The 15,264-nt window shown below is 73.3% G+C and carries 14 protein-coding genes and 2 pseudogenes; 2 read left to right on the forward strand and 14 right to left on the reverse strand.

Features of this window, described 5'->3' with window-relative positions; genetic code table 11:
- Positions 1-85: 85 nt before the first annotated feature.
- The 14 genes and pseudogenes from ACERM0_RS13905 to ACERM0_RS13970 all read right to left on the reverse strand — a co-directional run bounded on the left by ACERM0_RS13905 (position 86) and on the right by ACERM0_RS13970 (position 14,387).
- Positions 86-280, reverse strand: coding sequence for a hypothetical protein (locus ACERM0_RS13905; RefSeq protein ID WP_373679203.1), 195 nt, complete (start codon positions 278-280; stop codon positions 86-88).
- A 182-nt stretch (positions 281-462) separates the two neighbouring features.
- Entirely contained in the window at positions 463-1,305 is an 843-nt protein-coding gene (locus ACERM0_RS13910) for an Fpg/Nei family DNA glycosylase (protein WP_373679204.1), read from the reverse strand.
- 73 nt (positions 1,306-1,378) lie between these two features.
- Positions 1,379-2,110, reverse strand: a complete 732-nt coding sequence (rnc, locus tag ACERM0_RS13915; RefSeq protein WP_373679205.1) for a ribonuclease III — start codon at positions 2,108-2,110, stop codon at positions 1,379-1,381.
- A gap of 136 nt (positions 2,111-2,246) precedes the next feature.
- On the reverse strand, positions 2,247-2,426 hold the full coding sequence (gene rpmF / locus ACERM0_RS13920; protein WP_373679206.1) for a 50S ribosomal protein L32: 180 nt from the start codon (positions 2,424-2,426) through the stop codon (positions 2,247-2,249).
- A gap of 110 nt (positions 2,427-2,536) precedes the next feature.
- Complete coding sequence (locus ACERM0_RS13925) at positions 2,537-3,070, reverse strand: DUF177 domain-containing protein (RefSeq protein WP_373679207.1); 534 nt, start codon at positions 3,068-3,070, stop codon at positions 2,537-2,539.
- Positions 3,071-3,274: 204 nt separating this feature from the next.
- Entirely contained in the window at positions 3,275-3,793 is a 519-nt protein-coding gene (locus tag ACERM0_RS13930) for a hypothetical protein (RefSeq protein WP_373679208.1), read from the reverse strand.
- Positions 3,794-3,856: 63 nt separating this feature from the next.
- On the reverse strand, positions 3,857-4,345 hold the full coding sequence (coaD, locus tag ACERM0_RS13935) for a pantetheine-phosphate adenylyltransferase (RefSeq protein ID WP_373679209.1): 489 nt from the start codon (positions 4,343-4,345) through the stop codon (positions 3,857-3,859).
- A complete protein-coding gene (gene rsmD / locus ACERM0_RS13940; protein WP_373679210.1) occupies positions 4,342-4,923 on the reverse strand; it encodes a 16S rRNA (guanine(966)-N(2))-methyltransferase RsmD in 582 nt (193 codons plus the stop codon). Before rsmD ends, coaD begins: the two co-directional genes overlap by 4 nt.
- The gene (locus tag ACERM0_RS13945; protein ID WP_373679265.1) at positions 4,923-7,061 is read right to left on the reverse strand and encodes a S9 family peptidase; all 2,139 of its coding nucleotides are present in this window, start codon (positions 7,059-7,061) and stop codon (positions 4,923-4,925) included. The genes rsmD and ACERM0_RS13945 overlap by 1 nt, the downstream gene beginning before the upstream one ends.
- 58 nt (positions 7,062-7,119) lie before the next feature.
- Positions 7,120-7,416: pseudogene (locus tag ACERM0_RS13950) on the reverse strand (transglycosylase family protein); the annotation flags it as partial.
- A gap of 468 nt (positions 7,417-7,884) precedes the next feature.
- Positions 7,885-8,145 (reverse strand): annotated as a pseudogene (locus tag ACERM0_RS13955) (S-layer homology domain-containing protein); the annotation flags it as partial.
- 323 nt (positions 8,146-8,468) lie between these two features.
- Entirely contained in the window at positions 8,469-10,427 is a 1,959-nt protein-coding gene (locus tag ACERM0_RS13960; protein ID WP_373679266.1) for an acetoacetate--CoA ligase, read from the reverse strand.
- An 85-nt stretch (positions 10,428-10,512) separates the two neighbouring features.
- A complete protein-coding gene (gene recG, locus ACERM0_RS13965) occupies positions 10,513-12,759 on the reverse strand; it encodes an ATP-dependent DNA helicase RecG (RefSeq protein WP_373679211.1) in 2,247 nt (748 codons plus the stop codon).
- Positions 12,756-14,387, reverse strand: a complete 1,632-nt coding sequence (locus tag ACERM0_RS13970; RefSeq protein ID WP_373679212.1) for a DAK2 domain-containing protein — start codon at positions 14,385-14,387, stop codon at positions 12,756-12,758. The genes recG and ACERM0_RS13970 overlap by 4 nt, the downstream gene beginning before the upstream one ends.
- Before the next feature lie 262 nt (positions 14,388-14,649).
- Between ACERM0_RS13970 and rpmB the strand changes: the two genes are divergently transcribed.
- Together rpmB and ACERM0_RS13980 are read left to right on the forward strand one after the other, a co-directional pair.
- The gene (gene rpmB / locus ACERM0_RS13975) at positions 14,650-14,853 is read left to right on the forward strand and encodes a 50S ribosomal protein L28 (RefSeq protein WP_373679213.1); all 204 of its coding nucleotides are present in this window, start codon (positions 14,650-14,652) and stop codon (positions 14,851-14,853) included.
- A 160-nt stretch (positions 14,854-15,013) separates the two neighbouring features.
- A complete protein-coding gene (locus tag ACERM0_RS13980) occupies positions 15,014-15,250 on the forward strand; it encodes an Lrp/AsnC ligand binding domain-containing protein (RefSeq protein ID WP_373679267.1) in 237 nt (78 codons plus the stop codon).
- The last annotated feature ends 14 nt before the right edge of the window (positions 15,251-15,264 follow it).

The following is a 15,264-nucleotide window of genomic DNA, read 5'->3' on the forward strand; positions in this document are numbered from 1 at the left end:
GGTCGCGCCCCAGCGACGCACCCGCGTCATCGCGGGCGCGCCACGAACGGGGAGTGGGACGTCACGCGCGCCGGGTCCGGGCCCGTCACGTACGGGCGGGCTCGCGCTGGTCGAGCTCGAACGGCTCGACGTCGACCTGGACCGCTTTCGCGTCACGCACCGCCTCGGCCTCGGCCAACGCACGCTCGAGATCCGCGACCCGCTGCCGCAGGGCACGAACTTCGTCGAGGAGCCGCAGGCTGGACGGGGACGCATGGGTGCCGAGCAGGGCCTTGCCCATGCCTCATCCTCCCGAAAGCACACACGTGTCGTGGCAGTCGCGCGATCCAGGGGCGAGGAGCGCCGGACGGACGCGCGCAGGCCTCATCGGGCCCGTCAGTGCGCCCGATGGTACCCGAACCCCGGCCCGGTTGGGAAGCGCTGGCGCGGTCGAGACGTGGTCGGACGTCCACATTCCCCCGCTCAGATCATGCACTGCGGACAATGGAAGGTGTAGACGCCCTTCTTGACCCGCGTGCGCGCGATCGGCTTGCGGCACCGGTGACACGGCAGTCCCTCGCGGCCGAAGACGTGCAGGTGCTCGGCGGCCTCGCCGTCGTCGTCGACGGCGTCCCCGCCGTCACTGTCGTCCAGGCTGGGCCCGGCCGCCTTCATCGCCGCCTGCAGGACCTCCTGCATGGCGCGGTACAGGCGACGGACCTCCTGCGTCGACAGCGACGAGGACTGCCGGTCGTGACGCAGGCCCGCTTCCCACAGGATCTCGTCGCTGTAGACGGGACCGATCCCCGCGATCACGGCTGGGTCCAGCAACAGCAGCTTCAGGGGCTGGTCGGCGGCCTGCAGGAAGCGCCCGAACTCCATCCAGGTCGGGTTGTCGTCCAACGGGTCGAGCGCGTCAGGGGCGACCTCGGCGGCCTCCAGCGCCCGTTCGTTGGGCACGACACCGGTGCGCGCGGTCACCTCCCCCGGCTCGGTCAGGTGGACCGCCCCGCCGACCGTGAAGCTGACCGCCAGGTGGGTGTCGGCACCGGGCGACTCCGTCGCCGTCTCGCGGTGCAGGAAGCCCTGCTCGCCCGGGTCGATCACCCAGGTGTGCTGGTCGTCGAGGTCGACGAACAAGACCCGGCCCCGTCGTCGGACCGCCTCGATCTTGCGGCCCGTCAGCGCCTTGACGAACTCCGGCCGCTTGCCGTGGAAGCTGGTCACCAGCGCGGCCGTGGCCACGGTGACGTCCTTGACCTTCTTGCCGACGACCTCTTTCTCGAGGTCCTTGCGCAGCACCTCGACCTCGGGCAGTTCCAGCACCGGGGTCCTCCCTTTCCTCGGCCCGGGCGCAGGCCGCGTGACGTGGCCCCCGCGCCCCCGGGTCGGCGGGAAGCTAGCGGACGGGCTCCGGACCGTCGGACTCCACGCGCGCCACGAGGGTCCGGTACGCCTCGCGGGCTGCGACCTGTTCGGCCTGCTTCTTGCTCCGACCGGTCCCCGTGCCGACGACCTCGCCGTCGACCACGACCCGCGCCGTGAAGATCTTCTGGTGGTCGGGGCCGGTGTCCTGCACCTCGTAGCGCGGCAGCACGTCGAACCGCGCCGCGGTGAGCTCCTGCAGGCTCGTCTTGTAGTCCAGGGCCGCATCGCGCTCGGCGAGGTCGAGCAGCCGCTGGGCGAAGAGCCGCTCGACGAGGTCGTAGGCGCCCACGAAGCCACTGTCGAGGTAGACCGCGCCGATCACCGCTTCCAGCGTGTCGGCCAGGATGGAGTCCTTGTCGGCGCCGCCGGAGATGGCCTCGCCCCGGCCGAGGCGGACGAAGCGGCCCAGGCCCAGCACCCGGGCGATCTCCGCCAGCGACTCGGTCTTCACCGCGGCCGAGCGCACCTTGGCGAGCCGGCCTTCCTGCTCGGTCGGGTGGGCGTGGTAGATCTCGTCGGTGACGACCAGGGCGAGCACGGCGTCGCCGAGGAACTCCAGCCGCTCGTTGGGTTCGGCGCCGCCGTTCTCGAACGCCCACGAGCGGTGGATCAGTGCCTGCTCGAGCAGTCTGGGGTCGTCGAAGTGCACGTCGAGCAGCGTGGCGAGGTCGCTCGCGGGCGGGAACTCCAGCGGCGCGCTCACGGTCCGACCGGCCGCGGACACGACGAGACCGGCTCCGGTGCGGAGCCGGTCTGCAGCCGTCGCGAACGGTGGCACGCCCGCCGGCGGGCGGACGCGCCGGGGCCACGCCCCGGGGTCCGACCCGCGAGAACGGTCATTACTCGACCTCGAGCACCGTCCGGCCGCCGTAGGCGCCGCAGGTGCCACACACCGTGTGGGGGCGCACCGGCGCCTTGCAGCGCTTGCAGTTGGCGGTGGTCGGCGCGGCCGTGCGCAGCCACTGGGCCTTGCGGTGGCGCGTACGCGAACGCGACAGCTTCCGCTTCGGGACGGCCATCGGTCTCTCCTGATCGTTCGGTCCCGCGATGATGGCGGGCATCGGTCGGTGTGGGCGGGCGAGGCCCGCTCGCCGTGAGGGCGCGACGGGCATCGATTCGGCGCGAGAGGCTACTCGCTCGGCAGGTCCAGGTCGGCCAGCTTCGCCCAGCGTGGATCGGGGGCGGCGTCGGGCCGGTGGCCGCAGTCGTGCCGGTTGCGGTCGGTGCCGCAGACCTCGCACAGGCCCTTGCAGTCCTCGCGGCACAGCACGCGGACGGGCAGGTCCACGAGCAGCGCATCGCGCACCATCGTCGTCAGGTCGATCGCCGTGCGGTCGTCGATCAACTCGTAGCCCGGGTCCTCCTCGTCGTCGTCCTCGCGCTTCGCGGGGTCGACGAACAGCTCCGCGACGTCGCTGTCGACGTGCACGGGCTGCGGGGTCAGGCAGCGACCGCAGGGCAGCTCCAGATCGACCCCGACCGAGCCGCGCACGAGGATCCCCTCGACGACGGCGTCGAGGTCGAGGGCCAGCTGGATGTCGCCCCGCAGGGCGCCCTCGGCCGGGCCCCAGGCCTCCTCGCCGAACTCCTCGACCGCCGCGGCACGCGACAACGCCCGGGTGGCACCCGGGTTGTCGACGAGCTCGGTGACGGTGACGCGCACGGCGTGGGACCTTCGGACATGGCGTTGCTGGCGACACGCGAACGTCGGGCGGGACGCCCGGGACGTCGGTGCCGTGGTGTCTGCGCGACCGCGCCACGACGAGGCGTCGGCGCGCGACGCGAACGACCCGGCGAGGCCGGGCGGCGTGGACGCGGACGTCCACGGTACCACAGGCGCCCTAGGCCGTCGCGGGGGGTGGTGGCGTCAGCTCGCGGGCTCGTCGAGCTCGAACTCCTCGGCGAGCTGATCGGTGTCGAGCCGGCCGCGCAGCTTCTGACGGCCCTTCTCCACCGCCGTCAGCGTCTTCTGCAGCACCACCTCGAAGTTCGCGAGCTTGGCGTCGACGTAGTCCTCGGCCTCCAGCCGCATCTGGCGGGCCTGCTCGCGGGCGTCCTCGATCACCCGCTCGGACTCGCGGTCGGCCGAGCGCACCACCTCCTGCGTGGAGACGAGGCGTTCGGCCTCGGCACGGGCGTCGGCGACGATGCGGTCGGCGTCGGCCTGAGCGCGCTCGAGGATCTCGTCGCGTTCCTTGATGACCCAGCGGGCCTGCGTCAGCTCGTCGGGCAGCGCGTCACGGACGTCGGCGACCAGGCCGTCGACCTCGGCCCGATTGAGCATGATGGAGGCCGACAACGGCACGGCCTTGGCCTCGGCGACCAGCCGCTCGAGCTGGTGCAGCTTGGCCTCGACGTCGAGGGGCACACCGCGGTGGTCCGACATGGGGGCAACCTTGGCACGGGGGACGATTCGGGCGGAGGGTAGCGTCGGCCGTCGGGGCCCAGATCACCCGCCAGCCGCGGCGAACTTGTCGCGCAGGGCGTCGGCAACGACGTCGGGCACGGTGCCGTCGAGCGGGCCGCCGTAGCGGGCGACCTCCTTCACGAGCGAGCTCGACAGATAGGAGTGCTCCGGCGAGGTCGACATGAACACGGTCTCGATCCCGCCGATGCGGCGGTTCATCTGCGCCATCTGCAGCTCGTACTCGAAGTCGCTGACCGCCCGCAGCCCCTTGCAGATGATGCCGATGTCGTGCGCCCGGCAGAAGTCGACCAGCAGGCCCTCGAACCGCTCGACGGCGAGGTTGTCGATCTCGCCGACGACGGCGCGGATCAGCTGCAGGCGCTCGTCGACCGAGAACAGGCCCTGCTTGCGGGGGTTCTCCAGCACCGCCACGGTGACGTGGTCGAACCGTTCGCACGCCCGCCGCACGATGTCGAGGTGGCCCAGCGTGATCGGGTCGAAGCTGCCGGGCACCACCACCGAGACCGTCACCGCTGCCTCCTGACCGACGCGTCGTCGTCCCTGGTGCGCAGCTCGGCGCGGTGCAGGGCGGTGTCACCGTAGCGGCGGGGCGGTTGCGGGAGCAGTTCCACCGGCCACGGGGGTGGCGCGTCGCGTGCCGCTCGCTCGACGACCACCGTGGCGCCGTCGACGAGGTGGTCGAGCAGGCCCGCGAGTACCGCCTGCAACTCCTCGGCGTCGAACCGGTAGGGCGGGTCGGCGAGCACGACGTCGAACGGTGCGCCCGGCAGCGCGCCGCGCAGCGCCCGTCCGACATCGGTCGCGACCACCTCGGCGCCGGGCAGGCCGACGGTGTCGAGGTTGCGGCGAAGCGCGTCCAGGGCCGGCCGGGCGCGCTCCACGAAGGTCACCGAGGCCGCGCCGCGCGAGAGCGCTTCGATGCCCAGCCCGCCGGCACCCGCGAACACGTCCAGTACGTGCGCGCCGGGCAGCAGCGGCTGCAGGGAGGAGAAGAGCGCCTCCTTGACCCGATCGGTGGTGGGGCGCACGTCATGACCCTTGGGGGCGACCAGTCGACGCCCGCGTGCCGCACCGGCGACGACCCGCACTAGCGCGGCGCGCCCGAGCGCGGAGCCCCGGCACCGACCCGGTCGATCACGAACGCGAGCACGCGGGCCTCGTCGCGCCAGGCGTCGTAGCGGCCCGAGCGTCCGGCGTGGCCGGCGCCGAGTTCGGTGCGCAGCAGGATCGGCCCACCGCCCGTCGCGGTGGCGCGCAGCTTCGCCACCCACTTGGCCGGCTCCCAGTACTGCACGCGGGGGTCGTTGAGCCCGGCCGTGACGAACAGCGCCGGGTAGTCGGCCGGCCGGACGTTGTCGTACGGCGAGTACGAGCGCATCACCTCGTAGTAGTCCGGCTCCTCGGGGTTGCCCCACTCGTCGTACTCGATGACGGTCAGCGGGATCGACGGGTCCGACATGGTGTTGACGACGTCGACGAAGGGCACCTCGGCGACCGCGGCGGCGGCGAGGTCGGGCCGCAGGTTGAGCGCGGCGCCGATCAACAGCCCGCCGGCCGAGCCGCCACGGACCGCCAGACGGTCGCGCGCGGTGATGCCCTGCTCGACGAGGTGGTCGGCGCAGGCCACGAAGTCCGTGAACGTGTTCGGCTTGGCGAGGAACTTGCCGTCCTCGTACCAGCGGCGCCCCATCTCGCCACCGCCACGGACGTGGGCGATCGCGAACACGAACCCGCGGTCGAGCAGCGACAGCCGGACGGGCGAGAAGCCGGGGTCGATCGAGATCTCGTAGGACCCGTAGCCGTACAACAGGCACGGAGCGGTGCCGTCGAGGGGGGTGTCGGCGTGCCGGACGAGGCTGACGGGCACCCGCGTGCCGTCGGCGGCGGTGGCCCATTCGCGCCAGGAGACGTAACGGGTGCGGTCGTAGCCGCCACGGACCGGCTGTTGCTTCAGCAGCGTGCGCTCGCCGGTGTCGAGGTCGACGTCGATCACCTGCGTGGGCGTGGTCAGCGACGTGTAGACGATCCGCAGCACCCGCGAGGCGAAGGCGGGATTGGGGCCCGTCCCGGCGCTGTAGACCTCCTCCTCCATCTGCAGGACGTCACCCTCGCCCGTGTCCGGGTCGACGACCCGCAGCTGGGTGCGGGCCTGCGTGCGCTCGTGGAGGACGAGGTGGCTGGCGAACGCGTCGACGCCCTCGAGCCGCACGCCGGGACGGTGCGCCACGAGGTCGCGCCAGTGCTCGCGTCCGGGCGTGTCGACAGGGGCGGTGACGAGCTTGAAGTCCTCGGCGCCGTCGGCGTTGGTCACGATCAACAGCCGGTCGCCACGGTGGTCGACGTCGTACTCCACGCCGTACTCGCGGGGCGCGACCAGGCGCGGCCGCGCGGCCGGGTCGGCGGCGTCGAGCAGATGCCACTCGCTGGTGACCTTGCTGCCGATCGAGATGGCGAGGTAACGGTCGGACCGCATCCGGCCGACGCCGAGCCAGAACCGCTCGTCGTCCTCCTGCAGGACCAGTTCGTCCTCGGCCGGGTCGGTCCCGAGCCGGTGACGCTTGACCTGGTACGGCCGCCAGGCGTCGTCGGGCACGGCGTAGAGAAACGTCGCCGAGTCGTCGAACCACGCCAGCGAGTAGGCCGCCCCCTCGATCACGTCGTCGAGCAACTCACCGGTCGCCAGGTCGCGCACCCGGATCGTGAACCGCTCCGAGCCGTTGGTGTCGACCAGTTCCGCGGCGAGCTTGTGGTCCGGGCTGACCGCATAGCCGCCGAGCCGGAAGAACTCGTGCTCGGCCGCCTCGACGTTCTCGTCGAGCAGCACGACCTCGTCGTCCGGCGGTGCGGCCGGGTCGACCGGCCGGCGCAGGTCGTCGGGCAGCGTGCGGACGTCGTCGACGCCGGCCGGCGCTGCTCGCCTGCAGTGGATGCCGTACTGCTGTCCCTCGAGCGTGCGGCGGTAGTAGAGCCAGCCGCCGTCGAGCGTCGGGACGGAGGCGTCGGTCTCCTGGACCCGGCTGCGGATCTCCCCGAAGAGGGTGTCGATCAGCGGCTCGAGCGGCGCGAGGTGCGCCTGCGTCCACGCGTTCTCGGCCTCGAGGTGGGTGCGGACCGCCGGGTCCTCCCGCTCGCGGAGCCAGAACCAGGGATCCTCGACCGTCTCGCCGTGGCGGGTGACCTGGTGCGGACGGCGTTCGGCGAGCGGGGGCTCGGACGGTGCGGTCACGTGGACGTCGACCTCGCGGGCAGGTGGCACGGACCCGCCAGCCTAGGCGTCGGGCCTAGGTCAGGCCGAGCTTGCGGGAGCAGGCCGGCCACGCCCCCCAGCCCTGGATCGCCTGCAGGCGCTCGCCGCGGTAGATCTGCTCCGCGCGGGAGTGCTGGTGCGGGTAGCCGCTGCCACCCACGGCGCGCCACGACGACAGGCTGAACTGCAGGCCGCCGTAGTAGCCGTTGCCGGTGTTGATCGACCAGTTGCCGCCCGACTCGCACTGGGCCAGCCGGTCCCAGATGGCCTCGCGCTCGGAGGTGGCGGCCGCCTGGGCCTTCGCCTCGGCCTCGGCCTGCTTGCGGGCCTCGATGCGAGCGAGACGCTGGGCCTCGAGCTGCTCGCGCTCGCGCAGCGGAAGGATCGTCACCCGGTCGACGAGGTGGAGCGCACGGGCCACGAAGTAGGCGGCCTGCCAGCGCGTCACCTGCTGGTGGGGGCAGAAGCCGTCCATGGGGTTCGTGCAGCCGGCGGAGATGCCGGCCTCGGCGAGCGAGTTGATGTTGACCGCATGGGTGCCGTTGGGGTTCACGTCGTTGAAGTGGGTCTTGCCGGTCTTGGGGACGCCGAAGGCGCGGACCAGCATGGACGCGACGTGCTGGCGCGAGATGCGCGCGTTGGGGCAGAAGTCGTCGCCGTCCTCGCCGCAGCCGTTCGTGATGCCGGCGGCGGCGAGGGCGTCGATGTTGGCTTCGTGCTCGTGACCGGCCGTGTCGCCGAAGCGCCCCGGCTCGCCCGGCTCGAGGTCGAGCGCCCGCACCAGGATGGCGGCGAGCTGACCGCGGGTGAGCGCACGCTCGGGGCAGAAACGCCCCTCCTCGCAGCCGAGGATGATCTCGCGCTTCGCGAGGGCGTCGACGGCGGCGGCGTAGGTCTGGCCACGGGTGTCGTCGAAGTCGGCGGCCTCGGCGCTGGTCGGGAAGGCCAGCGCGGTGGCGACGGCGACGGCGACGGCGAGCAGCAGGGCGAGCGGTAGGTGGGCGCGGCGAAGCAGCACGGATCGACTCCGGGGGGTCGGGAACGCCGAGACGTGGGTCGGCACGGGCGGCGCTACGGACCCGGGACGGCGTTGCCACCCCGGCGGCGCGGCGGCGAACCGTGACGAGGCCGTTGCGGCTTCGCAACCGGGTCACGTCGGCCCGACGCCGCCTCCGGGACCGCCACACCGGGACAGAGGTCCCGGCTGGGGGTCAAACCGCGAACCCTGCACGGACGGCCCCGTACGTGCGGGTACGCGGCCGTCTGGGCGTTCTCGGAAACCCCTGGTCACGGCACCGAAGCGCCCCCGTCCGTTCGGGAAGTCGTGATCGTCGCAATCGCGACGTTCGTTCGCGCGCTGTGTGCACGAATCGGGGGGTGCAGGGTTCAGGCCGTGTCGGCCCTGGCCGCGGTGAACGCCGCCAGGCTGTCCGGGTTGGCCATGGCGCCGGGGTTGGCGACCGCGGCGAGCGGTTCGCCCTCGAGGAGGCGCTTGACCGGCACCTCCATCTTCTTGCCGGAGATCGTGCGCGGGACGGCCGGCACGACGTGCACCTCGTCGGGGACGTGGCGCGGCGAGAGCTCGCTGCGGATCGCATGGGCCAGCCGCGCCCGTAGGTCGTCGTCGAGGTCCTGGCCGGCCGTGAGGACCACGAAGAGCACCAACCGGTCGAGGTCGCCGGCCCGGTCGGTCAGGTGCACGACCAGCGAGTCGGCCACCCCCTCGACGTCCTCCACGACCGCGTAGAACTCCGAGGTCCCCATCCGCACGCCGCCGCGGTTCAGCGTCGCGTCCGACCGCCCCGTGATGATGCAGGTGCCGCGATCGGTGATCTCCAGCCAGTCGCCGTGGCGCCACACCCCCGGAATGTCCTCGAAGTAGGCGGCGCGGTAGCGGCTGCCGTCGGCGTCGTTCCAGAAGCCGACCGGCATCGACGGCATGGGCCGCGTCAGCACGAGCTCGCCCCGCTCCCCCACCACCGGGTGCCCGTGGGGGTCGAACGCCTCGACCGACGCGCCGAGGCAGCGGCAGGGGATCTCGCCGGCGTGGACGGGCAGCAGCGGGGCGGCGGCCACGAAGGCCGTGCACACGTCCGTGCCGCCCGACGCCGAGCAGACCTGGACGTGCTCTCCCACGGCATCTCGGACCCACCCGAACCCTTCGGGTGGCAGCGGCGAACCGGTCGAACCGATCTGCCGCAGGCGGGAGAGGTCGACCTCGTCGCGGGGGCGCAGGCCGGCCTTGCGACAGGCCAGCAGGAACGGCGCCCCCACACCCAGCACGTCGAGACCGGTCTCCGCCGCCAGCCGCCACAGGGTCATGAGGTCCGGGTGGGCCGGGTCGCCGTCGAGCAGCACGACGGTGGCGCCGACGGTCAGGCCCGACACGAGGTAGTTCCACATCATCCACCCGGTGGTCGTGAACCAGGTGAACACCGACCCGTCGCCGAGGTCGTGGTGGAGCCCGAGGATCTTCACGTGCTCGAGCAGGATTCCCCCGTGCCCGTGGACGATCGCCTTCGGCAGCCCGGTCGTCCCGGAGCTGTAGAGCACGTACAACGGGTGGTCGAACGGCACGGCCTCGAACCGCAGCGGCGCCGGTTCGGCGAGCAGCTCCGCCCAGCTGGTCACACCCGGGAACCGGGCGCGATCGACCGCGTCGTGCAGATAGGGCAGGACGACCGTGGCACGCAGGCTCGGGAGGGCGTCGCGGATGTGGGCGACCTCGTCGTGCCGCTCGACGGTCCGCCGGCCGTAGCGGTAGCCGTCGACGGCCAGCAGCACGGTCGGCTCGATCTGACGGACCCGGTCGACGACCGCCTTGACCCCGAACTCCGGGGCACACGAGGACCACACCGCCCCGATCGCGGCGCAGGCGAGGAACGCCACCATGGTCTCGGGGACGTTGGGCAGGTAGCCGACGACGCGGTCGCCGGGGCCGACGCCCAGGCGGCGCAACCCGGCCGCCGCACGCGCGACCTGGTCGCGCAGGCCGTCGCGGGTCAGCACCACCTCGTCACGCGTCTGCGAGCGGGCGACGATCGCCGGCCCGTCCCCCGTCCAGCGCAGGGCCTGCTCGGCGTAGTTGAGGCGCGCACCCGGCAGCCATACCGCGCCGGGCATCGACGCGTCGGTCAGGACGCGCTCGTAGGGCGCGTGCAACGGCAGGTCGAACCAGGCGACGAGCGCGGCCCAGAACGACTCCGCGTCCTCGACCGACCACCGCCAGGCCGCGTGGTAGTCGGGCAGGTCGAGGCCGTGGGTCCGTTCCACCCACGTCAGGAAGCGGCCCATGTTCGTGCGCTCGCGGGCGTCGTCCGCCGGCTCCCACAGCAGCGTGCCCAACTCCACTTCGCCCACGACCTCGTCCCTCCACGTCGCCGGGGGCGCCGACCGTAGTCGTCGAGCCGCTGCGGACGGCCCTCCGGTGTCAGCCGGTCTCGAGCGCCGCGAAGGCGGCCAGCTCGTCGTCGCCGTCGGCCTCGACCACCTCGACGCCGCGGCCCTCGAACCGGCGCGCCACCTCGTCGCGGAAGCCGCGGTGGGCGGGCGCCGCGAGGTCGGGATCCTCCGCGACGACCGCCCGCGCCCGGGCCCGGGTCTCCTCCACCAGGCCTCGGTCGCGCCGCAGGTCGGCGAGCTTGATGTCGGACTTCTTGCCCGACTGGGTCCGGCCGAACAGCACACCGGCGCCGCGCAGCTCGAGGTCGGTCTCGGCGAGCACGAACCCGTCGGTGGTGGCGGCCACCGCCTCCAGGCGCCGCAGCGTCTCCTCGGGCAGTTCGGCACCCGACCACCCCGCGAACAGCACGCAGTAGCTGGTGCCGCCCCCACGACCGACCCGGCCGCGCAGCTGGTGGAGCTGGCTGATCCCGAACCGTTCGGCGTCCTCGATGACCATGATCGTCGCCTCGGGGACGTCCACGCCGACCTCGATGACGGTCGTGGCCACGAGGACCTGCGCCTCACCGGTCCGGAACCTGGTCATGGCCGCGTCCTTGGCGTCGGGACGCATGCGGCCGTGGATCAGCTCGACGGTGAGGTCGGGGAAGACCTGTTCGGACAGGCGGCGGTGCTCGCTGGTGACGTCCTTCGCTGGCAGCTCGCCGGCCTCGACCAGCGGGCAGACGACGTAGGCACGCCGCCCCCGCCCGGCCTCGGTCCGGACGAACTCGTAGAGCCGGTCGCGCCGGGCGGCCTGTGCGGGGGTGATCAGCTGGGTGGTGATCGGCTCACGCCCGGGGGGCAGTTCGTCCAGCACCGTCACGTCGAGGTCGCCGTACCAGGTCAGGGCGAGCGAGCGCGGGATCGGGGTCGCCGTCATCACCAGCACGTCGGGCAGCACGTCGGCCGCGTCCGGATCCAGCGTGGGGCCGCCGCCCTTCTCCTTCAGCTTGACCCGCTGGGCGACACCGAAGCGGTGCTGCTCGTCGATCACCACCGCACCGAGGTCGGCGAACCGCACGCCCTCCTCCAGCAGCGCGTGGGTGCCGACGACGACGTCGAGGTCGCCCGTGAGCAACTCCCCCAGAATGCGTCGGCGCGCCTTCGCCGGCGTCGAGGAGGTCAGCAGCTCCACCCGGATGCCGTCCAGCACGTTGACGCCCAGCGGTGCCAGCAGGGTCGTCAGCGTCCGGAAGTGCTGCTCGGCGAGCACCTCGGTCGGGACCATGAAGGCGGCCTGGCGCCCGTTGTCGACCGCATTGAGCAGCGTCCAGACGGCGACGACGGTCTTGCCGGAGCCGACGTCGCCCTGGAGCAGCCGGTGCATCGGGCGACGCGCGCCGAGGTCCTGGGCGAGTTCGGCGAAGGCGCGCTGCTGGGCGCCGGTCGGCGGGAACGGCAGCGCGTCCAGGAACGCCTGGGCCCGGCCGTCGGGCACCGGGGTGTTGTCCAGCCCGACGACCTCCGCCTCGAGCTGGGCCCGACGCCGCTGCACACCCAACTGCAGGGTGAACAGCTCGTCGAAGACCAGCCGTCGGCGCGCCGCGCGCTGCGTCGGGTGGTCCGGCGGCAGGTGGATGGCCCGGATGGCCGCGTCGTACGTGAGCAGGTCCAGTTCGTCGAGGAGCGGCTCCGGCAGCCAGTCCGGCAGCGTCGGCAGCCGCTCGAGCGCCGCCTCGACCAGGCGTGCCAGCTTGAACGACGGCCACGCCTCGGTCGCCGGGTAGACCGCCAGCAGACGCTGGTGCTGCAGCCGCTCGGCGGCCGCGTCCGGGTCGATGCCGGCGGCGACCCGGCCCAGCACCTCGACGTCGGGGCTGGCCAGTTGCAGGTCGTTGCGGAAGCGCTTGACCTTGCCGCTGAAGGCGGCCACGGTGCCCGGCGCCAGCTGGCCGGCCCGCCAGTTCTGGTTGAAGAAGGTGGCGGTGAAGACCCGGCCGCTGGCCTGCCGCACCCGCCCTTCGGCGATCTCCAGGGGCCGGCGCTGACCACGCTTGGGCACGCGTCGGGTGCTCCAGTTCAGCACCTCGCCGATCAGGGTGGCGGGCTCGCCGGTGCGGACCTCGGAGAGGTCGAGCACCTCGCCGGCGTCCTGGTAGCGGCGCGGGTAGTGCTCGAGCAGGTCGCGGACGGTCTCGATCCCGAACGCGTCGGCGAGATCGGCGCGGGCCTTGGCGCCGACGCCCGCCAGCACGTCGACGCGGTCGTCCAGGGCGATCGGGCCGTCGCTCACTCCACACCGACCCAGAAGCGGGCCGGCCGCTGGCCGGCGTCGACGACCTCGAGCTCACCGGTGGCCGCGTTCCCGACGAGCGAGGTCGCGCCCTCGCGCTCGTCCGCGTCGACGCCGGCCCCGACGAGCAGGGTCACCAGTTCCGCGGCCGGCACGTCCAGCCGCTCGCAGACGGTGGACAGGACCGCCAGGGGGTCGTCGTCGGCCAGCACGACGCGGCCCTCCACGACCCCGAGCCACTGGCCGGTCCGCACGGCGCCGATCGGCGTGTCCGCGTCACGAACGGCCGCCACCACCTCGCCGGCCCGCACCGCCGCTGCGGCCGCCCGCACGTCGGTCACGGCCTGCTCGGCCGGTGCGGTGGGATCCAGCACGGCCAGCGCGGCCAGGACGGCCGGCGGCGACGCGGCCGATTCGACGACCTCGAGCGGCCGTCCGCCCTCGGCCACCGACACCGCCGCAGCCTGATGGGCGGAGGCGACCGCGTTGCGATGGCCGGGCAGCAGCAGGACCTGTTCGGCGTCGACGGTGCCGACCGCGTTCAACAGGTCGGCGACCGAGGGCAGCGCGCCCGCCCGGCCGGACACGACCGTCGCGCCGGCCCGTTCGGCCAGCGCCGCGAGCCCGTCACCGTGGAGGACCGCCACCGCGCCGACCCGCCGGCGCGGGCGCGCCGCCCGGTTGGCGGCGATCTGGTCGCCGAAGTGGGTCACCTCGATGTCGCTGGGCGTCCCGAACCGCAGACCCTCCTCGATGGCGGCGCCCACGTCGTCGGTGTGCACGTGGACGTTGAGCAGCCCGCCGGCGGCGACGACCACGACCGAGTCGCCGAGCACCTCGAGGCGGCGACGCAGCGGTGCGGCCGCCTCGTCGGCGGCGTCCAGCAGGTATTGGACCTCGAAGCGGTGGTCCAGCGGCGCGTCGCAGGCCGCCGTCCCGTGCGGCGGGTGCGGCGCCTCCTGCACCGGCGGCGGGTCCTCACCGGTCAGGTGCCCGTGGACGGCGGCGAGCAGGACCTCGAAGCCGCGGGCACCGGCGTCGACCACGCCGGCGTCGCGCAGCACCGCCAGCTGCTCACGGGTGCGCTCGACCGCTTCGCGGGTCGCCGCCAGCACCCGGGCCGAGGTCTCCACGAGGTCGGCGCCCGCGCCGGCGGCGAGCTGGGCGGAGTCGGCGGCCCGGGCGAGGACGGTGAGGATGGTGCCCTCCACCGGCTCGGCCACGGCCTCGTAGGCCAGCTCCCGCGCCCGTTGCAGCGCCCGGGCGTACAACGGCGCGTCGACGGCACGTTCGTGGCTGACCACCTCGACCACGGCGCGGATCACCTGGCTGAGGATCACTCCGGAGTTGCCGCGGGCGCCTCGCACGGCGCCGCGGATGACCGCCTCGGCCTGCTGACGAGGCGGCGTGTCGGCGGCGGCCCGCAGCGCGTCGAGGCCCGCCCGGACCGTCGAGGTCATGTTCGTACCGGTGTCGCCGTCGGGGACGGGGAAGACGTTCAGGTCGTCGATGGTGTCCCGACGGGCCGCCAGGGCGGCGTGCACGCGCTCGAGCAGCGCCGGCAGCTCGGCCGCCGCCAAGGGCGCTCCCCCGCCGTCGGGCACCGCCACGTCCTTCGTCTCGCGCACCGGTCGTCGGCCGCGAGGCTAGCGGCGCGCCGTTGCTCGCCCGTGTCGTGTCCCGTCACCCGGGCGGGGGCGGCGCCGACGCCGGTCGCGGTGCCGAGCCCCCGCTGGTAGTCTGGGGGCCTCGCGTCCGCCCCGTGCGGGCGTGCACACGACCTCGGACCGCCCCGTGTGGGCGGTCTTCCCCGGTTCCCGGACTCCACCGATCGTGCGCCCCACCGCGGCGCCGTGTCCCGGGTCCGCGCATCACGAGAAGGACTTCATCATGGCCTCCGTCTGCAGCTACTGCGGCAAGAAGCCCTGGTTCGGCAAGCAGGTCAGCCACTCGCACCGCCGCTCCAGCAAGCGGTGGAGCCCCAACATCCAGCGGGTGAAGGCCTTCGTGGACGGCCGGACCGTCAAGGTCGACGTCTGCACCGGCTGCCTGAAGGCCGGCAAGGTCACGCGCCCGCCGGTCAAGGCCAGCTGACACCCGCCGGGGCGTCCAGCGCCCCGCCGAATTCGGGAAGCGCCGCGTCGAGACGCTCGACGCGACGCTTCGTCGTGCCCGGGATCCGGACGGTTCGCCCGCCTCGGGCAGCGGCCACCAGCTAGGGTGCGGACGGCAACCGGCAGCGGAGTTCGGCGTGGTGGACGTCTCGGCCTACATCCTGATCCAGACCGAGCTCGGCAAGGCCGCGGCCGTGGCCCGCGCCGCCGCCGAACTACCCGGTGTCACCGAGGCCGCCGACGTCACCGGTCCCTACGACGTGATCGTCAAGGCGTCGGCCGGCAACGTCGACGAACTCGGGCGCATGGTCGTGTCGCGGATCCAGGCGATCGACGGCATCACCCGCACCCTCACCTGCCCCATCGTCAACCTCTGACGCCTTCGGCGACG

Source organism: Egicoccus sp. AB-alg2 (assembly GCF_041821065.1).
Taxonomy (GTDB): domain Bacteria; phylum Actinomycetota; class Nitriliruptoria; order Nitriliruptorales; family Nitriliruptoraceae; genus Egicoccus.